Consider the following 22,283-nt stretch of genomic DNA (forward strand, 5'->3'; position numbering starts at 1 on the left):
CGACGTGAGCGAACCCTTCCTCGGCGAGATCCGCCTGGCCAGCTTCGTCTTCCCCCCCAAGGGGTGGGCGCTGTGCAACGGGCAGCTTCTGGCCATCAACCAGAACCAGGCGCTCTTCTCGCTGCTCGGCACCACGTACGGCGGCGACGGCCGCGTGACGTTCGCGCTGCCCGACCTGCGTGGCCGCGTCCCGGTGCACGCCTCCCCGACGTACCCCCAGGGGGCCGTCTGGGGCGAGGAGGTCCACACCCTGACCCAGGCGGAGATGCCCACCCACACGCACGTGGCGAGGCCGGGTGGGACGGCCGACACGGCGGACCCCGCCGGAGCGAGGTGGGCCACGACCACGGCACACCACTACGGCACGACGCCGCAGGTCGCGATGGACCCGGCTGCCGTGGGCCCGGCCGGCGGCAGCCAGCCGCACGAGAACATGCCGCCGTACCTGACGCTCAGCTTCGTCATCGCCCTCCAGGGCATCTTCCCGAGCCGGAACTGAGGACACGCGATGGCAGATCCCTTCGTCGGTGAGATCCGCATGGGTGCGTGGACCTTCGCGCCCACAGGCTGGGCGTTCTGCGACGGCCAGCTCATGCCGATCAGCCAGAACACGGCGCTGTTCGTGCTACTGGGCACCTCATACGGCGGAGACGGGATAACGACGTTCGCCCTGCCTGACCTGCGTGGTGCGTCGCCTGTCCACGCCGGGCAGGGGCCGGGGCTGAGCCCCTACGGCCTGGGTGAGCGGGGCGGCGTGGAGGAGGTGACGCTCCTGGAGTCGCAGATCCCGGCGCACGACCACGGCGTTCGTGCCGGGACCCGTGGGACCACGGGCAACCCGTCGGCCGCCGTGTGGGCGCAGGCGCAGCAGGGGCGCTCGCGCGAGCAGCTCTACTCGACCGGTCCGGTGAGCGGAGCCATGGCCCCCGGCGCGATCGCACCGGCCGGCGGCAGCGTGCCGCACAACAACCGGCCGCCGTCGTTGTCCCTCACGTTCGTCATCGCGCTCGTGGGGGTCTTCCCGCCTCGGCCCTGAGCAGGCGCGGGTCCACCCGAAGCGCCGCGCGAACGGAGGGCCCGGGATCAGGCCTGGTCGCCCACGAGCCCCAGCGTGGGCAGGAGCGTGTTCTGGGTCAGCCCCAGGGCCGCGGCGATCGCCATGTGCATGTCGAGGTACTGGTAGCTGCCGAGGCGTCCGCCGAAGAACACCTGGGGCTCAGCGGCGGCGAGGCCGCGGTAGCGGGTGAGGCGCCGACGGTCCTCCGCCGTCGCGACCGGGTAGTACGGCTCGTCGTCGTCGCCCGCGAACCGGGAGTGCTCCCGCATGATCACCGTGGCGTCGTCGGGATGGCGTCGCTCGGGGTGGAAGTGCCGGAACTCGTGGATCCGCGTGTAGGGCACGTCCGTGTCGGCGTAGTTCATGACGGCGGTGCCCTGGAAGTCCCCCACACCGAGCACCTCGGCCTCGAGGTCGAGCGTCCGCCAGCCGAGCCGGCCCTCGCGGTGGTCGAAGTACCTGTCGACCGGGCCCGTGTAGACCACGGGGACCTGCCCGACGACGGCACCACGGTGCACGGGCTGCCCGGTGTCGAAGAAGTCGCAGCCGAGCCTGACCTCGATGCGCGGGTGGTCCAGCATGCGCGCGAACCAGGCCGAGTACCCCTGCACCGGCAGGCCCTGGTACGGGTCGTCGAAGTACCTGTCGTCGTACGTGTAGCGCACGGGCAGGCGTGAGATCACCGATGCCGGCAGCTCGCGCGGGTCCGTCTGCCACTGCTTCGCCGTGTACCCGCGGATGAACGCCTCGTACAGCGGGCGCCCCACGAGCGAGATCCCCTTCTCGTCGAGGTTCTCCGGCTCCTTGCCCGCGAGCTCTGCGGCGTGCTCCGCGACGAGCGCGCGCGCCTGGGCCGGGCCGAGCGCGGACCGGAAGAACTGGTTGATCGTCCCGAGCGTGATGGGCATCGGGTACACCTCGCCGCGGTGCACCGTGCGCACCCGGTGCACGTAGGGCGTGAACGCCGTGAACCGGTTGACGTACGCCCAGACGCGCTCGTTGGACGTGTGGAAGATGTGCGACCCGTACCTGTGCACCTCGATGCCCGTGGTCGGCTCGACGTCGCTGTACGCGTTGCCCCCGACGTGCTCGCGACGGTCGACGACGAGGACGCGCACGCCGTGGTCGGCGAGCCGCTGGGCGACGGTCAGGCCGAAGAGGCCCGCACCGACGACGACCACGTCCGCCACGTCATCCTCCGTCCTGCCGCCCGCGCACCGGTGCCCGGCCGCCCGACCCCGGCCGGGCGCGTGCGCACGTGCGCACCGGCCGGCGAGGCGATCTCCGGGACGAGGGTAGCCGGGTCGGTGCGGGCGTCAGGCGCCCACGTACGCGGCGAGGTGCTCCCCCGTCAGGGTGCTGCGTGCGGCGACGAGCTCCGCGGGCGGGCCCTCGAAGACGATGCGCCCGCCGTCGTGCCCCGCGCCCGGCCCCAGGTCGATGATCCAGTCGGCGTGCGCCATGACGGCCTGGTGGTGCTCGATGACGACCACGGACGTGCCCGAGTCGACCAGCCGGTCGAGCAGCCCGAGGAGCTGGGCGACGTCGGCGAGGTGCAGGCCCGTCGTCGGCTCGTCCAGGACGAAGACGCCGCCCTTGGCGCCCATGTGCGTCGCGAGCTTCAGCCGCTGCCGCTCGCCGCCCGACAGCGTCGTGAGGGGCTGGCCGAGGCTCAGGTACCCGAGCCCCACGTCGGACAGGCGCGTGAGGATCGCGTGCGCCGCCGGCGTGCGCGCCTCGCCCTCGGCGAAGTACCCGACCGCGTCGTCGACCGCCATCGCGAGCACCTCGCTGATGTCCTTGCCGCCCAGCCGGTACTCGAGGACCGAGGCGTCGAACCGCTTGCCGTCGCACTCCTCGCACGTGGTGGCGACGGTCGACATGATGCCGAGGTCCGTGTAGATCACGCCCGCGCCGTTGCACGTGGGGCACGCACCCTCCGAGTTCGCGCTGAAGAGCGCGGGCTTGACGCCGTTGGCCTTGGCGAACGCCTTGCGGACCGGCTCGAGCAGCCCCGTGTACGTCGCCGGGTTGCTGCGCCGTGAGCCGCGGATCGCGCCCTGGTCGACGGTGACGACGCCCTCGCGGCCCGTGACCGAGCCGCTGACCAGGGAGCTTTTGCCCGAGCCCGCGACGCCCGTCAGGACGACGAGGACGCCGAGCGGGATGTCCACGTCCACGTCGCGCAGGTTGTGGGTGCTCGCGCCGCGCACCTCCAGCACCCCCGTGGGCGTGCGCACAGACTCCTTGAGCGTCGCGCGGTCGTCGAGGTGCCGGCCCGTGAGGGTGCCGCTCGCGCGCAGCGCCTCGACGGTGCCCTCGAACACCACCTCGCCTCCCCCGCTCCCCGCGCCGGGGCCGAGGTCGACGACGTGGTCGCCGATGGCGATGGCCTCGGGCTTGTGCTCGACGACGAGCACCGTGTTGCCTTTGTCCCGCAGGCTCAGCAGCAGGTCGTTCATCTTCTGGATGTCGTGCGGGTGCAGCCCGATCGTGGGCTCGTCGAACACGTAGGTCACGTCGGTGAGCGACGACCCCAGGTGCCGGATCATCTTGGTCCGTTGCGCCTCGCCGCCCGAGAGCGTGCCGGCGGGCCGGTCGAGCGAGAGGTAGCCGAGGCCGATCTCGACGAACGAGTCGAGGTGGTGGCGCAGGTTCGCGAGGAGCGGCGCGACCGACGGCTCGTCGAGGCCGCTCACCCACGCGGCGAGGTCGCTGATCTGCATGGCGCACGCGTCGGCGATGCTCACGCCGGCGATCCGCGAGGACCTGGCGGCCTCGTTGAGCCTGGTCCCGCCGCAGTCCGGGCAGGAGGTGAACGTGACCGCCCGCTCGACGAACGCCCGCACGTGCGGCTGGAGCGCATCGCGGTCCTTGGACAGGAACGACTTCTGGATCTTGGGGATCAGGCCCTCGTAGGTGAGGTTGATGCCCTCGATCTTGAGCTTGGTGGGCTCGCGGTGCAGCAGGTCGTGGAGCTCCTGCTCCGTGTAGTCACGGATCGGCTTGTCCGGGTCGAAGTACCCGGACCCGATGAAGATCCGGCCGTACCAGCCGTCCATGCTGTAACCCGGGATCGTGAACGGTCCCTCGCGCAGCGACTTGCCCGCGTCGTAGAGCTGCGTCACGTCGATGTCCGTGACGTTGCCCATGCCCTCGCAGCGCGGGCACATGCCCCCCGTCACGGTGAACGACCGGCTGACCGTCTCGCCGTCGCCCTCCCCGCGGGCCACCGTCATCGCCCCGCTGCCCCGCACCGACGGCACGTTGAAGGAGAACGCGTTCGGCGACCCCACGTGCGGGTCCCCCAGCCGGCTGAACAGGATGCGGAGCAGCGCGTTCGCGTCGGTCGCGGTCCCGACGGTCGAGCGCACGTTGGCGCCCATGCGCTCCTGGTCGACGATGATCGCCGTGGTCAGCCCCTCGAGCACCTCCACGTCAGGGCGGTCGAGCGTCGGCATGAAGCCCTGCACGAACGCGCTGTAGGTCTCGTTGATCATCCGCTGCGACTCCGCGGCGATCGTGTCGAAGACGAGCGAGCTCTTGCCTGAGCCCGAGACGCCGGTGAAGACCGTGAGGCGGCGCTTGGGGATCTCGATGCTGATGTCGCGCAGGTTGTTCTCGCGGGCCCCCTGCACCCGGATCACCTCGTGCGCGTCGGCCGGGTGCCGCTGCGGTGCGGCCCCCTGCGTCGCCTGCCCCGTCGTGCCCTGCGCGATGCTGCTGACCATCGTGACTCCATCCGTCGGGCCCGTGTGAGGTCATGCTAAGGAACGGGCCCGCACGAGCGGCAGGGGATTCCCCGGATCCGCGGTCCGGCGGGGACCCACGGCCCTGGCGGGTGCGTGGCGCGCGCGGTCACGATGGGGCATGGCTCATGGCGTGGGCGTCGGATGACGCCGGGCGCACCGCCCGTGTGCGACCTCGCCGCGGCGGCCTCGTGGCTCGCGGCCTCGGCGCCGCTCGACGTCGCGCCGCTCGACCGGGTCCTGGAGCGCCAGCGCGACGACGGCTCGTGGGGCGCGGCCGACGACTGGCGGCGGCGCGTGCTGCCGACGCTCTGGACCGTGAACGTCCTGGCCGAGCTGGGCGCCGCGTCGGGTCCGGCGTGGGACGCCGCGGCCCGGTTCCTCGCCGCCCGCGGGACGACCGACGGTGGCGTGTTCTCACGCGACGGCCGACGCGACGGCGTGCTCGCCTGCTACGTCGGCATCGCGGCGACCACGTACCTGCTCGGTGGCCGTCCGGATCTCGCCGCCCCCCAGGTCGCCTGGATCCTGCGGCACCAGGACGTGCGCGAGCACGGCGTCTCGCGGCGCGGCGACGTCGAGCCGTACCACCCCGCGCTGTCGCACCGGTACGGCGGGTGCTTCGCCTCGACGTCGTGCCTGGTCGGCGTCGTCAAGGCGGGGCGCGCCCTCGAGCTGTGGCGCCGTACGGGCCAGACGGGGACGGCGGCGCTCACCGGCACGGACGCGCGTGACGTGGACGAGCTGCTCGGGGTGATCCGCGACGCGCTGCTGGCACGCAGCCTCATGCGCACGGGCGACGGGCGCGTCCTGCCCCTGGGGGTTCCGCCCGCGCGTGCGGACGAGTGGCTCGTGCCGACGTTCCCGGTGGACTGGCGGACGGACCTCGTCGAGGTGCTCGGCCTCGCGGCCCGGACGGGCCCGTACGACGAGCGCCTGCAGCCCGCGGTCGACCTCCTGACCGCCCTCCAGCGGCCCGACGGCGGCTGGCCCCTCCTGCGCTCGTTCTGGCCCACCGGGTTCCCGGCGCTCGAGCCGCGGTCGTCGCGCCGGTCGAGCCGGCTCGCGACCGACCGGGTCGTCGCCGCACTGATCGCCTGCCCGGCTGGCACCGCCTGACTGTCGGGCGCCGCGCGGCCGGTCAGAAGTGCAGGTGGTGGCGCCGCTCGATCCCCGCGCCCTCGACGTCGACGTCGGGCAGCAGCCGGTCGAGCCACCTGGGCAGCCACCACGCGCTGTCGCCGAGCAGGTGCATCAGCGCGGGCATGAGGAGCATCCGCACGACGAACGCGTCGACCAGCACGCCGAACGCCAGGCCGAACCCGACCGAACGGATCATCACCGAGTCGGCGAAGACGAATCCGCCGAACACCGACACCATGATCAGCCCGGCGGCCGTGACGACCGAGCGCCCGGCGCGGAAGCCCCGCGCGACGGCGACCCGGGCCGGGGCCCCGTGCACGTAGACCTCGCGCATCCCCGTCGCGAGGAAGAGCTGGTAGTCCATGGCGAGGCCGAAGAGGATGCCCACCAGGATGATCGGCAGGAAGCTGAGGATCGGCCCGGGGTTGTCGAGGCCGATGAGCCCCGCCCCGAAGCCCTCCTGGAACACGGCTGTGATCGCCCCGTACGTCGCGAAGAGCGACAGCACGAACCCGCCGGTCGCGATGAGCGGCACGAGGATCGAGCGGAACACCAGGACGAGGATGACCAGCGAGAGGCCCACCACGACGAGCAGGTACAGCGGCAGCACGTCGTCGAGGCTCTCGGAGATGTCGATGTTGATGGCGGCCTGACCGGCGACGCCGAGCGTGATCTCCCCGTCGACGGGGGGCATCGTCCGCAGGGCGCGCACGAGCTCCTCGGTCGACTCGCTGTCGGGGCCCGCCTCCGGCACGACCTGGAAGGCGGCGAGCCGGCCGTCGTCGGACACGGCGACAGGTGCGACCGCACGCACGCCGTCGGTGTCGGCGAGCGCACGGGCCACGGTGAGCTGGGCGTCGACCAGGGCACCCTCGTCGAGGCCCGCGGGCAGGTCGGCGGCGACGATGAGCCGGCCGTTCGCACCCGCGCCGAACGCGTCCTGCGTGATCGCGTACGCGCGCTGGGCCAGGGAACCCTCGGGCTCCGACGAGCCGTCGGGCAGCCCGACGCGCATCGAGAGGGACGGGACGGCGAGCGCGAGGAGCACGGCGGTGCTCAGGAGGACCGTCACCACGGCCCGACGCGTGGACATGGGCGCCGCATGGGCGACGACGTCGTCCTGCGTGGCGCTCGCAGCCCGGGCGCGACGGCTGAGGATGCGCTCGCCGACGAGGCCGAGAAGCGCGGGCGTGAGGGTCACGGCGATGAGCACCGCGATCGCGACGCAGACCGCGCCGACGGTCCCCATGAGGCCGAGGAACGGGATGCCCGTGATGTTCAGCGCGAGCAGGGCGACGACGACGGTGCTGCCCGCGAACAGGACGGCGGTGCCGGACGTGCCGTTGGCCAGACCGATCGACTCGTCGAGCTCGACACCGCGGAGCACCTGCTTGCGGTGCCGGTTGAGGATGAAGAGCGAGTAGTCCACGCCCACGGCGAGGCCGAGCATGAGGCCCAGCACCGGGGTGACGGACGCCATCTGCACGACGCCGGACAGGGACAGCGCGCCGAGCGCACCGATGCCCACGCCCGTGAGCGCCGAGACGATCGGGATCCCGGCACCCAGCACCGTGCCGAGCATCACGAGCAGGACGACCGCGGCGACCAGCAGGCCGGCGACCTCGCCCAGCCCGACGAGCTTGGGGACGCCCTGGGCGATCTCGGAGGACGCCGCGACCTCCACGCCGTCGACGGGCGCCGACGTGAAGTGCTCGACGACGGCCTGCTTGGACTCGTCCTGGAGCTCCATGCGCGAGTCGGTGAAGGCGACGTTGACGACGGCGGTCGCCCCGTCCTCGGAGACGACGCGCACGTCCTGCGCGAGCGTCATGAGCTCGGCGCCTTCCTCGACCCGCTCCGCGTTGGCCTCGAGCTCCTCGCGGCCGGCGTCGAGCTGGGCCTGCGCGGCCTCGAGCTGCGCACGCTGGGCGTCGAGCTCGCCCTGCTGCGCGTCGAGGGCGGCGAGCTGGGCGTCGACCTCGGCCGTGGGGAACCCGGCCGCCTCGGCCTGCTGCCGCGCGGCCTCGAGCTGCTGCCGACCGGCGTCGAGCTGGGCCTGGCCCGCCTCGACCTGGGGTGCTGCCGCGTCGAGCTGCGCCTGGCCGGCGTCGAGCTGGACCTGGCCGGCCTCGATCTGGGCGCGTCCGGCCTCGAGCTCGGCGGCCTGCGCCTCGCGGCCGGCCTCGGCCTCGAACGGGTCGACGACCTGCGCGACGTCCGGGAGGTCGGCCGCGTCGGCGACGAGGGCGCTGATCGCGGCGCGCTGGTCCTCGGTCAGCGACGAGCCGTCCTGCGTGCGGTAGACGATCGTCCCGGAGGCGCCCGCGAGCGCGGGGAGCGCGTCCTCGAGCTCGGAGACGACGTCCGACGACGGGAGGCCCGGGATGTCGAAGCTCGTCGTGAGCGTGCCGGCCCAGGCCAGGTACGCGCCTGCCGCGAGCGCGAGCACGGTGACCCACGCCCCGATGACGAGCCACGCGCGGTGCGCCGCCGCCTTGCCCAGCCGGTACAGCGCTTCCGCCATGGTCACTCCCGAGCTCGTCCCGTTGCGAGGTTCAAGCATACGCAACGTTGCGTTGCGCGAATCGCCCCGTACCCTGGCGCCATGTCTGAGCGTCGTCGCGGAGCGGTGCGCAGCGAGTCCGCACGGCTCGCGGTGCTCGACGCGACGGCGACCCTGTTCGTCGAGCGCGGGTACGAGAACCTGACGATCGAGGGCGTCGCCGCCACGGCCGGAGTCGCGAAGCAGACCATCTACCGCTGGTGGCACTCCAAGAGCGAGCTCGTCGCCGAGTGCCTCATCGAGGGACGCCTCCTGCCCTCCGAGCTGCGCCCGCTGGACACGGGCGACATCCGGGCCGACATGACCGCCTGGCTCGACAACCTCTTCCGGTTCGCGGACGCCCCCGGCAACAGCACGTTCATGCTCTCGCTCGTCACGGCCGCCGCGGACAACGAGGCGACGGGCCGGCTGCTCAACGACGCCCTCGGCGCGTCGTCGCTGCTCACGGGCCGGCTCACGACGGCGGTGACCGCAGGGAACCTCCCCGCCGAGACCCCCGTCCAGGAGGTCGCGCAGGCGCTCGTGGGTGCCGTCGTCGTCCACGTCCTGCAGCGGGCGCCGGCCAGTCCCGGCAGCGCCGAGCGTCTGGTCCGCGCCGTCCTGCGCTGACCGGCAGCAGTCGGGCCGCCCCGCCCTGCCGCTACAGGTTGAAGCCCCCGGAGACCTCGACGTCCTGGCCCGTGATCCAGCGGGCCCCGTCCGAGAGCAGGAAGGCGATGACGCGGCCGACGTCCTCGGGCTCGCCGAGCCGACCCAGCGCCGTCTTCGCCGCGAGCGGCTCCGCGAGCTCCGGGTGAGCGCTGAACGTGTCGCCCCCGAGGCTCGTCCGCGTGGGGCCCGGCGAGACCGAGTTGACCCGGATCCTGCGCGGGGCGAGCTCCGCTGCGAGGTACCGCGTCGCCACGACCAGGCCGCCCTTCATGGCCGCGTAGCCCGAGTACCCGGGCACGAGGCCGAGAGGCTGCGTCGCGCTGGCGCTCGTGGTGCACACGACGGCGCCGCCGTCCGCCAGCAGGGGCAGGAGCACCTGGGTGAGGAAGTAGGGCCCCTTGAGCAGCCCGCCGTAGAGTTCGTCGAAGGTGTCCGGGGTCATGTCCTCGACCAGCGCCACCCGCGAGAAGCCCCCGTTGTTGACGACGCCTGTCACGTGGGTCTCGCCCCACGTCTGGGCCACGACCCGACGGACCTCCGCGGCGAACGCGGGGAACGTCTCGGTCCGCGCGAGGTCGAGCGGGAGGGCGACAGCCGTCCCACCGAGCTCCTCGATCCGCGCGACGGTCTCGCGGACCCGGTCGGGCCGCGCGTTGTACGTGACGATCACGCCGGAGCCGCTCCGGGCGACCTCGATCGCCGCGCTCCGCCCGATGCCCGAGCTCGCGCCCGTGACGATGGTGATGGACATGCTGGTCCTCCTCGGTCCGCGTGCGACGGCGTCGGGCCCGCGGGTCGCAGGCCCGGACGACAGCGCCGGTCGCTCCCGACCAGCACATCAGCGCAGGCCCCGACGCCCTAGACCGATCCGGTCGACCCGATGCCCGATCCTGCTTCGCACGGCAGCCGGGGGTACCCAGGGCAGCGGCCGGGTGGTTGCATCGGCGCATGGTCCTCGACGAGCTGCGTGACCTGATCACCCGCCACGCACGTGCCGGCGTCACGAGCACCCCCGAGGGCGTTCACGTGTCGCTCGTCGAGGAGGCGGGGCCGCCGGCGACGTCGACCACGGGGACGGTCCTCGCGGTCGTCGCGCAGGGCGCCAAGCGGCTCGCCCTCGGTGACCGTGTGCTCGAGTACCGCGCGGGGCAGCACCTCGTCGCCTCGCTCGACCTCCCCGTGACCGGCCAGTTCACGGAGGCGAGCCGCGAACGTCCGGCGCTCGGGTTCGGCCTGACCCTGCGCCCGGCGGTCGTGGCCGAGCTGCTGCTCCACCCGACCGCCCGGGAGGCCGCCGTCCTGCGCCACGAGCCGACCGCTCCGCCCGGCATCGTCGTGGCCGACTCCTCCCCGGCCCTCCTCGACGCCGTCGTACGGATGCTGCGGCTCCTCGACCGCCCTCGTGACCTGCCCGTCCTCGGCCCCATGGTCGAGCGGGAGATCCTCTGGCTGCTCATGACGGGTGAGCAGGGCGCGACGGTGCGACAGCTGGGCCTGGCCGACAGCAGCCTCAACCACGTGGGCCACGCCGTCACGTGGCTGCGCGAGCACTACGCGGAGGCGGTCCGGGTGGACGACCTCGCCCAGATCGCCCGCATGAGCCCGTCCGCGCTGCACCGCAGCTTCAGGTCCGTCACGGCCATGAGCCCCATCCAGTTCCAGAAGCAGATCCGCCTCCAGGCCGCCCGCGTCCGCCTCGTGCTCGACCCTCGCGACGTCGCGGGCGTGGCGCACGCCGTCGGCTACGAGAGCGCGTCGCAGTTCAGCCGCGAGTACCGGCGGCAGTTCGGCGCACCGCCCGCCGCCGACGCCCTCCGGCTCAGGGCGACCGCCGGCACCGCGGGAGCGCTCGGGTGACGCGCGACACGCTCGGGTGACGCGCGACCCGCTCGGGCGGCGCCCCCGAGCAGGATCGGGCAGTCATCGGCGGGGATCGGTCTAGGGACCTCGGCCCGGCCCGGCCCAGGGTGGAGCCATGAACACGACCTACGGATTCACCTCCACCATGACCGCCAGGCCCGGCCTGGGCGACGACCTGATCGAGGCGCTGCTCAGCGGCCTCGAGCCCGGCAGCCCCGCGGCCAGCGCCCACTGCATCGTCTACCTCGTGAGCCGCTCCGCCTCGAACCCCGACGTCGTGCACGTCGCCGAGGGGTGGACCAGCGAGGAGGAGCACCACCGAGAGTTCGCCGGTCCGGCGGCGCAGGCCGTCGTCGCGCGGGTCCAGGGGCTCCTGGCCGGCGAGCCCGCAGGCACGGACCTCGTCCCGGTGGGCGGCAAAGCCCTCCTCTGAGCTCTCCCGGTCGGCCGCGTACGACGACCGGCACGGCCGACGACCGCACCGGCCCACCGACCACCCGACCTGTCACCCCACCTGCAAGGAGCCCGCCATGGACCGCCCCCGCCCCGCCGTCGACCCGGAGCTGGACGAGCGCCTCGCCGCCCTGCCCCTCGCGCCTGTGACGAGCGCCGACGCGCTGGCGCGGGTGCGCCCGTTCGCGAGCTCGCCCGTCGAGCCGCTCCTCGCCGGCCGCGACGTCCACCGCCGCGAGGAGACGGCCACCGCGGCCGACGGCACGCCCGTGCCGCTGACCGTCCTGAGCCCCGCGGACCGGACCGGCCCGGCGCCCTGCGTCTACTGGGTGCACGGCGGCGGCATGATCATGGGAGACCGCTTCTCCCAGATCGACATCCCGCTCGAGTGGCTCGACCAGCTCGGCGCCGTCGTCGTCTCGGTGGACCACCGCCTGGCGCCTGAGGCCCGTGGGACGACCCTCGTCGAGGACTGCTACAGCGGGCTCACCTGGGTCGCCGCGCACGCCGCCGAGCTCGGGATCGACCCGGCCGCCGTGGTCGTCGCGGGCACCAGCGCAGGGGGCGGCCTCGCCGCTGGCACGACCCTCATGGCACGCGACCGCAGCGGACCGCCTATCGCCGCGCAGGTGCTGATCTGCCCGATGCTCGACCACCGCAGCAGCACGGTCTCCAGCCACCAGTACGCCGGCGGCGGGGTGTGGCCGCGCGAGACCAACGAGTTCGCCTGGCGGTCCGTCCTCGGCGACACCCGCGACGCCGACGTACCGGCGTACGTCTCCCCAGCCCGCGCGGGCGACCTGGCGGGCCTGCCGACGACGTACCTGGACGCGGGCACGGCCGAGGTCTTCCGCGACGAGGTCGTCGCGTACGCGACGCGGATCTGGGCGGCCGGCGGGCAGGCCGAGCTGCACCTGTGGGCAGGAGGGGTGCACGGGTTCGACGCGCTCTTCTCGGACGCCGCACTGTCCGTCGAGGCGCGCAGGACACGGACCGGCTGGCTCGCCCGTGCACTCGGGGCGCCCGTCCCGGGGAGCGCGAGCGCGGTCGCGGTGCCGCGCGGCGCGGTCGCCGCGGCCGGGTAGGTTCTCCAGCGGACGCACGGCGACGCGGGTGGGAGAACGATGAGCGACGAGTGGGCGGCGCAGGCGCTGCTGTTCGACAACGACGGCGTGCTGGTCGACTCGACGCAGGCGGGCGAGGCGGCCTGGCGGGAGTGGTCCCGCAACCACGGCGTCGACCCCGAGGCCGTCCTGCTCGGTCTCCACGGCCGCCGCTCCGTCGAGACCGTCGCACGCCACCTGCCCGCGGACCAGGTCGAGGCCGCGACCGCGGAGATCGATGCGCTCGAGCTCACGACGGCGTCACGGACCCAGCCGATCCGTGGCGCGGCCGAGCTGCTCGGCTCCATGCCCGGCGGTGCCCACGCGCTCGTCACCTCCGGCCCGCGCGCGCTCGCCGAGGCGCGCATCCTCGCCGCCGGGCTCCCCGTGCCGGCGGTCATGGTGACCTCAGAGGACGTCGAGGTCGGCAAGCCCGCGCCCGACCCGTACCTGCGTGCCGCCGAGCGCCTCGGGGTCGACATCGCCCGGTGCGCGGTGCTCGAGGACAGCCCCAACGGGATCGCCGCCGCGCACGCCGCGGGGGCCGGCGTGGTCGTCGGGGTCGGCCCCGCCGCCGTCGGTCAGGGCTGCGACGCCGTCGTCGCTGACCTCGCGGCGGTGCGCTGGGCGGACGGCGTGCTCACGGTCCTCGACGCGCTCGCGTGACGCGGAGCAGGAGGACGAGCGCGGCGACCTGGGCCGCACCGACGACGACGGTGAGCCAGCCGACGGACACGTCGTACAGTGCGCCGATCGTCACGCCGCCGACGAGGGCCGCCACGCCCTGGATCGCCGCGAAGACCCCGTAGGCGGTCGCACGCCGGTGGTGTGGGACGAGGTCCGCGACGAGCGCCTTGACCGTCGCGTCCTGCAGACCACCCGCGAGACCCCAGCAGACCGCTCCGACGAGGACCCACGCGAGGCGCGAGCTGAGCGCGAGCGGCGGGACGGCGGCCACGAGCACGGGAAGCACCAGGAGCACCGCTCCCCCGCGCCGGTCGTACGCCCACCCCGTGACGACCGCAGCCACAGCCCCCGCGGCCATCGCCCCCGCGAACACGATCGGTGCGACCGCGAGCGGGACGAGCCCGTCCTGCACCAGGTGGTAGCCGGTGATGCCGTAGCTCACGAGGCCACCCGTCGCCAGGGCGCACGCGGCGGCGAACAGGAAGAACTCGCGAGGCAGGCCCGCACCGACCGACTGCGCCCACCAGGCACGCAGGCGCGGGGTCGCCGGGCGCAGGCCGTCGGCGTCGCCGCGCGGTCCTGCCTCGACCCGCGCGGCAGCGGGACCCGCGGACAACCCGGTCGCCGCCGGCGCCACGGGCACGTCCGGCAGCACGGGCGCCGTCGGCGTGTCAGGCAGCACGGGCGCCGCCGGCGCCACGTCGTACACGGACGGGTCGGGTACCCGTCGGCGCAGCCACGCGAGCAGCGCCATCGTCACGAGGCCCGGCACGAGGAGCACCAGGAGCGCCGGAGACATGTCGCCGGTGGCGGCCACGACGGCCGCGACCAGCAGCGGCCCGCTCATGGCCCCGACGAGGTCGAGGACCTTGTGCACCCCGAAGCCCTTGCCCCGCCCGACGGCACCCGCGGCGTGCGCGAGGAGGGCGGACTTGGACGGGCTGCGGACGGCCTTGCCTGCCCGTTCGACGAGGATCAGCGTCGCCGCGACCGCGAGTCCGGCGCCGCCCACGAGGGGCGCGACGGCGAGCAGCGGGATGCAGAGCGCCGTGACGGCGTACCCCGCGATCGTCCAGCTCCAGTGGTTGCCGCGACGGTCGGCGAGCGGTCCGACGGCCAGTCGCAGGACGAGCGACACCGCCTCCGACGCCCCGGTGACCAGACCGACCACGAGGGCGGAGGCGCCCAGCGCACCGAGCAGGGGCCCGTAGATCGACTTGCCGCCGTCGGCGACCATGTCGGCGGCGAGGCTCACGAGGCCCAGGCCGACGACCATGCGCCAGGGCGACAGGCCCGTGGCCGCCGTCCGACCCGTGCTCACCCGCGCCTCCTCCCACCGACGGCGCCCACCCTCGCACAGCACGCCGACAGCGTCAGCACGCTCGGCACCCCGCGGGCCGACGCACGCGCCGCCTGTCCCGGCGCGAGGCCAGCGCGCTGCGTCGTCGGGCACACCTACCGGACGGACCTGCGCTCGTAGATGCGCCTGGCCCACACGTAGCCACCGACGGCCAGCGCGACCGACCACGCGAGCGTCGCGGCGAGCGCCACGCCGCCGAGCGGGAGGTCCAGCAGGAGGGCACGGATCGTCTCGATCGCGTGCGTGAAGGGCTGCACCTCGGCGAACCACCGCAGGGGTCCGGACATGGACTCGGCCGGCACGAACCCGCTCCCGAGGAAGGGGAGCAGCATGAGGAACGCAGGCAGGTTGCTCGCGCTCTCCACGTTGCGCGCCGCGGTCCCCATCGCGACCGCGAGCCACATGAGCGCGAGCGCGAGCAGCGCGAGGACGCCGAACGCGGCGAGCCAGCGCAGCGGCGAGCCCTGCGGGCGGAAGCCGACGGCGAGCGCGACGGCCACGACGAGCACGAGCGCGGCGAGCGACTGGAGCAGGTTGCCCACGACGTGCCCGGTGAGGACCGCGCCGCGCGAGATGGCCATGCTGCGGAACCGCGCGACGATGCCCTCGGCGAGGTCGGTCGCGACCGAGATCGCGGCCCCCTGCGCACCACCGGCGATCGCGAACATGAGGACGCCGGGCACGATGTACTCGACGTAGTCCGCGCGGCCGCCACCGAGCCCGGCGCCGAGGGTCCCGCCGAGCACGTACACGAAGAGCAGCAGGAACAGGACCGGGATGCCCGCCACGAAGAGCGGCACCGTCGGGTAGTAACGGACGTGGACCAGGTTGCGGCGCACCATCGTGACCGCGTCGGCCATGGCGTGGCTCGCGCTCATCGCGGACCCTCCTCGTGCTCGGCGGGACGGGTCGGTGCGCCCGTGAGGGCGAGGAACACGTCGTCGAGGTCGGGCGTGTGGACCGTCAGCGCGTCCACCTCGACGGCCGCACGGTCGAGCCTGTCGAGCACCGCGCGCAGGTCCCGGGCCCCCGTGCCGCCATGGACCTCGAGGGTCAGCGCGGCGTCGTCGGGCCTCGCGTCCGGCAGGGCTGCCGTCGCACCCGCGAACGCCACCGCGTCCGGCAGGCGCAGGCGGATGTGCCCGCCCGGCACGAGGCGCTTGAGCTCGTCCGGGCTCCCCGCCGCCACGATGCGTCCGTCGTCGAGGACCGCGACCTGGTCGGCGAGCTGGTCGGCCTCCTCGAGGTACTGCGTGGTCAGGAGGATCGTGACGCCGTCGGCGACGAGCTCGCGGACCTGGTCCCACATCGCGCGGCGGCTGCGCGGGTCCAGACCCGTCGTCGGCTCGTCGAGGAAGATCACCGCAGGCTCGCCCACGAGTGTCATCGCCAGGTCGAGCCGGCGCCGCATGCCGCCCGAGTAGGTGACGGCCGGTCGGCGCGCGGCGTCCACCAGGTCGAAGCGCTCGAGCAGCGCGGCCGCCCGGCGGGCCCGCTCCGCCTTGCCCAGGTGACGCAGGCGGCCCATGAGCAGCAGGTTGTCCTCGCCCGTCAAGAGGCCGTCGACCGCGGAGAACTGCCCCGTGAGGCCGATCGCGGCACGCACGCCGTCGGGGTCGGCCCGCAGGTCGCAGCCGGCGACGGTGACGTCTCCACCGTCGGGCGCGACGAGCGTCGACAGGATGTGCACGGTCGTCGTCTTGCCCGCGCCGTTGGGCCCGAGCAGCGCGGTGACCGTGCCGGGCGCGACGTCGAGGTCCACGCCGCGCAGCACGCTCGTCGCGCCGAAGGCCTTGCGCAGGCCCCGGACGGTGATCGCCGCGGGATGCCGGGGCGCGTTCATCGGCCCGGCCCGGCCCCGGCCGGGGCTGCACGCCGCACCGTGATGTCGCCGTAGGCGGTGTGGGCGCGGATCTCGACGGCGGGGCCGTCCCCCGGCCCGTCCGTGGGCTCGAGCTCGCTGCGCACCCGGCCGTAGGTGGCGCGCACGTCCAGCCAGGCGGCCACGCCGTCGGCGACACCCACCTCGATGGAGCCGGTCGCCGTGGTGAGCGACACGGGCCCACCGGCGACCTCGCCCAGACGGATCCCGCCGTGCGAGGACCTCGCGGTCACCGGACCGGCGGACCTGTCCACCACGATCGCGCCGTTGCTCGCCTTCACGTGCACCTCGCCGGCGACGGCCCCCACGGCGGTGTCGCCGTTGGAGTTCTTCACCTCGACGCCGCCGTCCGCCTCACGGACGCGCACCGAGCCCGAGCCGGTCGTGACGTCCGCCCGCCCGACCGCGCGCTCGACGAGCACGTCGCCCATGCTCGTCCTGGCGCGCAGGTGCCCGCAGTGGTCGATGCGGATGTTGCCCATGCCGGTGCGCAGCTCGGCGTCGCCGAACTCGCCCTCGCAGGCGAGCGCGCCCATGCCGGAGGTCACGTCAAGGGTGCTGCCGATGGGCACGACCACGGAGAGGTCGATGGCGCCGCCGTCGTTGAGCCACGTGTAGCGGCGCGGCGGACGGCACGTGACGCGCAAGCGGCCGTCGACGAGCTGGGCCGTCGTCTCCTCGGCGGCGCGGACGTCGAGCGCGCGTGCCGGGTTGCGCGGCACGACGGTCACCTCCGACGTGCTGCCGGACGTCGCGACGATGCGGACGTCGGCGCGGACGGCGACGTCGACCGTCAGCGCCACGGGCTGCGGGGTCTCGTAGGTGGTCATCAGCGCACCCACCCGGTGAAGCCCTGGTCGGCAGGACGGCGGCCCGGCCGGCGGTCCGGCGCGTCCGGCTCGACGGCGTCCGTCACCGTGCGGATGAGCCAGGCGTTGACCGAGAGCCCCTGGCGGGCCGCGACGTCCTCCATGCGGCGCTTGAGGTGGTCGGGCAGACGCAGCGTGGTGCGTGACATGCCGCTCTCGGCGCCGTCGAGCGGTGCCGCCGTCTCCTCGGCGGGGCGCGCGGCCTGGGGCGCGGGCTCCTCGCCCCGTCCGGTGACGACGAACTCGGGGTCGCGCCCCCGCAGGCGGACCTCGACGGCGGCGGGGGCGAGCTCGAGCGTGATCTCGCCCGCGGCCGCGGCCAGCGCCTCGAGAAGGACGAGGCGTGCGGCGCTCTCGAGGGGCGCCGTGAGCCGCTCGGCGAGGGCGCGGGCGTCGTCGCCGCCCGCATCCGCCGCGACGGCGAGCTGGTGGTGCAGGGATCCCACGAAGGGTGACAGGTCCATGGCGCCATGATGACGTCATGGTGACGTCATCGTCAAGACGTTCGACGTCGACCGTGGCGTCAACGCGACGTCAGGGGTGCGTGCCGCCGCATCCAGCTCCGCGTCCGGGAGCCCGGGGCCGGGCTGGGACGGCGTCGCCGCGCCGCTGCGCGCCGTGCGCCGGAGGCTCAGCCGACGAGGACGACGCGCAGGTCACGCGGGCCGTGGACACCCTCGACGCGCACGAGCTCGATGTCGCTCGTCGCGCTCGGCCCCGAGACCCACGTCAGCGGACGCTCGGGATGCTCCCCGAGGAGCGCGACCGCATCCGGCACCCCGGGCACGACCTGCCCGTGCGCGACGACGCAGACGTGGCGGTCCGGGAGCAGCGTGACCACGCGACGCCCTTGGTCAGGTGCGCCGTCCAGCACGATCGTGCCGGTCTCCGCGACGGCGACGCGGCACGCGGTGAGCGCCGCACCGACGGCGTCGAGCGCGGCGTGCGACAGGGGGTGCGCGGGGTCGTCGACGAGGACCTCGACCCCTGCGGCGTCGAGGTCCGCGAGCCACGCCCGGTCCAGCCCCGCGGGCACGACGACGCCCGGGACGCCCTCGAGCTCCTGCGCGAGCACGGCAGGGAGCTCGTCGGGCGAGCACCTCCGCACCGAGGCGCGGTAGTCGAGGAGGCGGTCGACGAGCAGGTCGACGTCGGCGGCTTGGCCCGCCGACCCCGTCGGGCCCCGGTAGCCGCGCGGGGTCCCGTCCGGACCGCGCGTCGGCCCGCCGTCGGGCGCATGCCGAGCCGTGTCACCGGTCACCTGCGGGACCGCACGACCGGACGACGGGGGCGTGGCACCGTCCCCGCGCCCCAGCGCTCGACGCACTGCGGCGAGGACGTCCTGGCGGGCGTCGCTCATGCGCGACCTCCGCGACGTCGCCACAGGTCGCGGAACGAGCGGGGCGGCAGCGCCGGGGCGTCGCGCGCCGCCGTCCAGAGGGAGCCGGGCCACGGCAGCCTGCGGAGCCGCCGGCCCCCGGTGAGGCGCGCCGCGACGGACACGCCGCGCGCCGCCCAGCGGAAGCGCGTGCCGCCCCCGAGCGCGACCGCGGCGACCCGCATGGCGGCCGTCGTGGGGGTCGGGGTCGCGGCCCCGCCCGGGTGCGTCGCACGCTCGCGCAGGTGGACGAGCGCCGACGGGATGTCGATCTTCACGGGGCACGCGTCGTAGCACGCGCCGCACAGGGTCGACGCGAACGGCAGCGACGCCGTCGGGTCGTGGGAGCCCGACGGCCCACCGGTGTCACCGACGCCGAGGAGCTGGGGGGTGAGGATCGCGCCGATCGGGCCCGGGTAGACGGACCCGTACGCGTGCCCGCCGGCACGCTCGTACACGGGGCACACGTTGAGGCACGCGGAGCACCGGATGCAGTGCAGCGCCTGCCGCCCGACGTCGTCCGCGAGGGCGCGCGTGCGGCCGTTGTCGAGCAGGACGAGGTGGAACTCCTGCGGCCCGTCGCCCGGGGTCACACCCGTCCACATCGACGTGTACGGGTTCATGCGCTCACCCGTCGAGGACCGCGGGAGGAGCTGGAGGAACACCTCGAGGTCGCGGAACGTCGGCAGGACCTTCTCGATGCCCATGACGGTGACGAGGACGCGCGGGAGCGTCAGGCACATGCGCCCGTTGCCCTCGGACTCGACGACGGCCACCGTGCCCGTGTCGGCGATCGCCAGGTTCGCGCCGCTCACCGCGACCTCGGCCCGCAGGAACCTCGCCCGCAGGTGCGCGCGTGCGGCCATCGCGAGGTCGTGCGGGTCGTCGGTGAGGTCGGGCGGCGCGTCGTCCATGCCCGCGGCGAAGATGTCCCGGATCTGCGCCCGGTTCCGGTGGATCGCGGGGACGAGGATGTGCGAGGGCATGTCGCCCGCGAGCTGGACGATGCGCTCGGCGAGGTCGGTCTCGACGGCCTCGATGCCCGCGTCGGCGAGCGCCTCGTTGAGCCCGATCTCCTGCGTCGCCATCGACTTGACCTTGACGACCTCGCGGACGCCGTGACCCTGGGCGATGCCGACGACGATCGCGTTGGCCTCGGCGGCGTCGCGGGCCCAGTGCACCGTGCCCCCGCGCGCGACGACGGACGCCTCGAGCTCGACGAGCAGCTCCGGGAGCCGCTCCATGACGTCCGCCTTGACGGCCGCGCCCGCGTCGCGCAGCGCCTCCCAGTCCGGCAGCTCGCCGGTGACGGCGAGCCGCTTGTCGCGGATGGTGCGCGTCGCCCGGCGCAGGTTCGCGCGCAGCTGCGGGTCCGCGAGCGTCTCGTGCGCGGCCTCCGGGAAGCTCGGTCCCCAGCGCAGCGGGTCGCTCGGCGGCGTCGCGGGGAGCGGGTGCACCGCCGCGTCGCCACGCCCGCGCCCGACGGTCGGGCCGCGCCCGACCTGTCCGTCGGGGACCCGCCTGCCCGGCATGCCGAGCGGGACGGCGCTCATGCGCGTCCGCCGGCGGGCGCGGCCGTCGTCGGCGCGGCCGGTCGCTGCTCGGGCCGCCACGGGCGCTCGCGCGTGGACGCCAGGATCTCGGCGAGGTGAACCGCCCGGGCGCGGCCGCCCGCACGGCTGAGCGCACCGTCGATGTTCATGAGGCAGGACCAGTCGCCCGCCGTGACGACGTCGGCGCCGCTCGCCGCGACGGCGTCCGCCTTGTCCGCGACCATCGCGCCGGACGTGTCGGCGTTCTTGAGCGCGAACGTCCCCCCGAACCCGCAGCACTGGTCCGCGTCCGGGAGGTCCACGAGCTCGAGGCCGTCGACCGCGCGCAGCAGGCGCGTCGGGCGGTCCCCCACACGCAGCAGGCGCAGCGAGTGGCACGTCGGGTGGTACGTCACCGTGCGCGGGAACCACGCGCCCACGTCGGTCACGCCGAGGACGTCGACCAGCAGCTCGCTCAGCTCGTACGTGTGCGCCGCGACCTGCTCGGCGGTGTGCGCGAGGCGCGCGTCGCCGTGCCGCCGGGCGACGACCGACTGCTGGTGGCGCACGGACCCGACACACGAGCCGGACGGCGCGACGACAGCGTCCCACTCCCCGTCGAGCACGGGCGCGAAGGTGCGCACGTGGTTGCGGACGATGCCGACGGCCTCGGGCGCGTAGCCCGTGTTGACGTGCATCTGGCCGCAGCACGCCTGGCCCTGCGGCACGTGCACCTCGTGGCCTAGGCGCTCGAGGAGACGCACCGTCGCAACGGCGGCGCCGGGGAACACGGCGTCGACCAGGCACGTCGTGAAGAGCGCGATCCGCACGCCCACCTCCTCGTCGGCTCGTGACCTGGCCGACCTCGCTGCCCGCCGGGCCCTCATCATGCCCTCCGGGTCGGAGGGCCACCTGCGATGCGCCCGACCGTGGCCGCATCGCCGTAGTCCGGTGCACGGTCGCGGTGCGACCGGTTGATGGAGCGATTCTACATGCTGAAACTGATTTCCTTGGGTTGAATAGCCAGGTCAGCAACGGCTAGCCTGACCGGGCGCCGGCGCGGAGCCGGTCCCGCCACTACCCCCTGGAGCACCATGCGCTTCCTTCGGGTCGGCCCAGCCGGCAACGAACGACCGGTCGTCGAGCAGGACGGCGTCACGTACGACCTCTCCGACCGGACGCCGGACATCGACGGGGCATTCCTGTCCGGGGGCGGCATCGCGGCGACGCGCGCGGACCTCGCGGCCGGCGCGCTGCGACCGGTCGACGTCGACGGGCAACGGCTCGGCGCCCCGCTCGCACGCCCGCACGCGGTCTGGTGCATCGGCATGAACTACGCGGCGCACGCGGCCGAGTCCGGCTCGCCGCCGCCCACCGTGCCCGTCCTCTTCTTCAAGACACCCAACACGGTCGTCGGCCCGCAGGACGACGTGCTCGTCCCCCGCGGCTCGAGCCACACGGACTGGGAGGTCGAGCTGGCGATCGTCATCGGCCGCCGCGCCCACCTCCTGGACTCGCCCGAGCAGGCCAGGACGCACATCGCCGGCTACACCATCTCCAACGACGTGTCCGAGCGCGCCTTCCAGCTCGACGTCTCCGGCGGCCAGTGGTCCAAGGGCAAGTGCTACCCGACGTTCAACCCGCTCGGCCCCGCCCTGGTCCCCGCCGAGGACCTCGACCCCGACGCGCTGCGGCTGCGCTCGTGGGTCAACGGGGAGCCGCGCCAGGACTCGACGACGGCCGACATGATCTTCGACGTCGGCCACATCGTCTGGCACCTCTCGCAGTTCGCCGCGCTCGAGCCGGGCGACGTCGTCAACACCGGCACGCCCGAGGGCGTCGCGCTCTCGGGCCGGTTCCCCTACCTCGAGCCGGGCGACGTCGTGGAAGTCGGCATCGACGGCATCGGGCGGCAGCGGCAGGTCATGCGCAGCGCCTGACGTGGTGGCCCTGCGGGCGGCCCGACACCTCGGTGCCGGGCTGGCCGCGAGGCCCC

21 protein-coding genes are annotated in these 22,283 nt (G+C 74.3%); 9 read left to right on the plus strand and 12 right to left on the minus strand.

The annotated features are described in order from the left end of the window. The first annotated feature begins 4 nt into the window (after positions 1-4). Positions 5-499, plus strand: coding sequence for a phage tail protein (locus tag FZ988_RS02395; protein WP_149202376.1), 495 nt, complete (start codon positions 5-7; stop codon positions 497-499). A 9-nt stretch (positions 500-508) separates the two neighbouring features. Then, entirely contained in the window at positions 509-1,036 is a 528-nt protein-coding gene (locus FZ988_RS02400; RefSeq protein WP_149202377.1) for a phage tail protein, read from the plus strand. 47 nt (positions 1,037-1,083) lie between these two features. Here FZ988_RS02400 and glf read toward each other — a convergent pair whose 3' ends face one another. Both glf and FZ988_RS02410 read right to left on the minus strand, forming a co-directional pair. Beyond that, complete coding sequence (gene glf, locus FZ988_RS02405; protein ID WP_149202378.1) at positions 1,084-2,247, minus strand: UDP-galactopyranose mutase; 1,164 nt, start codon at positions 2,245-2,247, stop codon at positions 1,084-1,086. A gap of 126 nt (positions 2,248-2,373) precedes the next feature. Then, positions 2,374-4,788 carry an ATP-binding cassette domain-containing protein gene (locus FZ988_RS02410; protein WP_149202379.1) on the minus strand — a complete coding sequence of 805 codons (2,415 nt, stop codon included), beginning with the start codon at positions 4,786-4,788 and terminating at the stop codon, positions 2,374-2,376. Between the two features lie 162 nt (positions 4,789-4,950). Here FZ988_RS02410 and FZ988_RS02415 point away from each other — a divergent pair, with 162 nt between their 5' ends. Next, positions 4,951-5,925, plus strand: coding sequence for a prenyltransferase/squalene oxidase repeat-containing protein (locus FZ988_RS02415; protein ID WP_246169104.1), 975 nt, complete (start codon positions 4,951-4,953; stop codon positions 5,923-5,925). 22 nt (positions 5,926-5,947) lie between these two features. On the opposite strand, the gene FZ988_RS02420 is transcribed toward FZ988_RS02415, so the two are convergent. Further along, positions 5,948-8,473, minus strand: coding sequence for an MMPL family transporter (locus FZ988_RS02420; RefSeq protein ID WP_149202381.1), 2,526 nt, complete (start codon positions 8,471-8,473; stop codon positions 5,948-5,950). 81 nt (positions 8,474-8,554) lie between these two features. Here FZ988_RS02420 and FZ988_RS02425 point away from each other — a divergent pair, with 81 nt between their 5' ends. After that, positions 8,555-9,121, plus strand: coding sequence for a TetR/AcrR family transcriptional regulator (locus FZ988_RS02425; protein ID WP_149202382.1), 567 nt, complete (start codon positions 8,555-8,557; stop codon positions 9,119-9,121). A 31-nt stretch (positions 9,122-9,152) separates the two neighbouring features. Here FZ988_RS02425 and FZ988_RS02430 read toward each other — a convergent pair whose 3' ends face one another. Continuing rightward, a complete protein-coding gene (locus tag FZ988_RS02430) occupies positions 9,153-9,914 on the minus strand; it encodes an SDR family NAD(P)-dependent oxidoreductase (protein ID WP_149202383.1) in 762 nt (253 codons plus the stop codon). Between the two features lie 197 nt (positions 9,915-10,111). Here FZ988_RS02430 and FZ988_RS02435 point away from each other — a divergent pair, with 197 nt between their 5' ends. The 4 genes from FZ988_RS02435 to FZ988_RS02450 all read left to right on the plus strand — a co-directional run bounded on the left by FZ988_RS02435 (position 10,112) and on the right by FZ988_RS02450 (position 13,245). Beyond that, positions 10,112-11,020 (plus strand): AraC family transcriptional regulator, encoded by a 909-nt coding sequence (locus FZ988_RS02435; RefSeq protein ID WP_149202384.1) that lies wholly within the window; start codon positions 10,112-10,114, stop codon positions 11,018-11,020. Positions 11,021-11,138: 118 nt separating this feature from the next. Beyond that, positions 11,139-11,456, plus strand: a complete 318-nt coding sequence (locus FZ988_RS02440) for a putative quinol monooxygenase (RefSeq protein ID WP_149202385.1) — start codon at positions 11,139-11,141, stop codon at positions 11,454-11,456. Positions 11,457-11,553: 97 nt separating this feature from the next. After that, a complete protein-coding gene (locus tag FZ988_RS02445) occupies positions 11,554-12,561 on the plus strand; it encodes an alpha/beta hydrolase (RefSeq protein ID WP_149202386.1) in 1,008 nt (335 codons plus the stop codon). Between the two features lie 39 nt (positions 12,562-12,600). After that, entirely contained in the window at positions 12,601-13,245 is a 645-nt protein-coding gene (locus FZ988_RS02450; RefSeq protein ID WP_149202387.1) for an HAD-IA family hydrolase, read from the plus strand. On the opposite strand, the gene FZ988_RS02455 is transcribed toward FZ988_RS02450, so the two are convergent. The 8 genes from FZ988_RS02455 to FZ988_RS02490 all read right to left on the minus strand — a co-directional run bounded on the left by FZ988_RS02455 (position 13,220) and on the right by FZ988_RS02490 (position 21,117). Next, positions 13,220-14,587: an MFS transporter gene (locus FZ988_RS02455; protein WP_246169107.1), complete on the minus strand. Its 1,368-nt coding sequence runs from the start codon at positions 14,585-14,587 to the stop codon at positions 13,220-13,222. The two genes, FZ988_RS02450 and FZ988_RS02455, sit on opposite strands and share 26 nt — an antisense overlap. A 134-nt stretch (positions 14,588-14,721) precedes the next feature. Further along, positions 14,722-15,504 carry an ABC transporter permease gene (locus FZ988_RS02460; RefSeq protein WP_149202388.1) on the minus strand — a complete coding sequence of 261 codons (783 nt, stop codon included), beginning with the start codon at positions 15,502-15,504 and terminating at the stop codon, positions 14,722-14,724. Further along, on the minus strand, positions 15,501-16,469 hold the full coding sequence (locus FZ988_RS02465; RefSeq protein WP_149202389.1) for an ATP-binding cassette domain-containing protein: 969 nt from the start codon (positions 16,467-16,469) through the stop codon (positions 15,501-15,503). The genes FZ988_RS02460 and FZ988_RS02465 overlap by 4 nt, the downstream gene beginning before the upstream one ends. Then, on the minus strand, positions 16,466-17,338 hold the full coding sequence (locus tag FZ988_RS02470; RefSeq protein WP_149202390.1) for a DUF4097 family beta strand repeat-containing protein: 873 nt from the start codon (positions 17,336-17,338) through the stop codon (positions 16,466-16,468). The genes FZ988_RS02465 and FZ988_RS02470 overlap by 4 nt, the downstream gene beginning before the upstream one ends. After that, on the minus strand, positions 17,338-17,841 hold the full coding sequence (locus FZ988_RS02475; protein WP_149202391.1) for a hypothetical protein: 504 nt from the start codon (positions 17,839-17,841) through the stop codon (positions 17,338-17,340). The genes FZ988_RS02470 and FZ988_RS02475 overlap by 1 nt, the downstream gene beginning before the upstream one ends. Positions 17,842-18,008: 167 nt before the next feature. Continuing rightward, positions 18,009-18,737: a LutC/YkgG family protein gene (locus tag FZ988_RS02480; RefSeq protein WP_149202392.1), complete on the minus strand. Its 729-nt coding sequence runs from the start codon at positions 18,735-18,737 to the stop codon at positions 18,009-18,011. After that, positions 18,734-20,308 (minus strand): lactate utilization protein B, encoded by a 1,575-nt coding sequence (locus FZ988_RS02485; protein ID WP_149202393.1) that lies wholly within the window; start codon positions 20,306-20,308, stop codon positions 18,734-18,736. The genes FZ988_RS02480 and FZ988_RS02485 overlap by 4 nt, the downstream gene beginning before the upstream one ends. Next, positions 20,305-21,117, minus strand: a complete 813-nt coding sequence (locus tag FZ988_RS02490) for a (Fe-S)-binding protein (RefSeq protein ID WP_149202394.1) — start codon at positions 21,115-21,117, stop codon at positions 20,305-20,307. The genes FZ988_RS02485 and FZ988_RS02490 overlap by 4 nt, the downstream gene beginning before the upstream one ends. Before the next feature lie 264 nt (positions 21,118-21,381). On the opposite strand from FZ988_RS02490, the gene FZ988_RS02495 reads away from it, so the two are divergent. Continuing rightward, positions 21,382-22,227, plus strand: a complete 846-nt coding sequence (locus tag FZ988_RS02495; RefSeq protein WP_149202395.1) for a fumarylacetoacetate hydrolase family protein — start codon at positions 21,382-21,384, stop codon at positions 22,225-22,227. Positions 22,228-22,283 lie beyond the last annotated feature (56 nt).

Source organism: Actinotalea subterranea, from assembly GCF_008364845.1.
In the GTDB taxonomy this organism is placed as follows: domain Bacteria; phylum Actinomycetota; class Actinomycetes; order Actinomycetales; family Cellulomonadaceae; genus Actinotalea; species Actinotalea subterranea.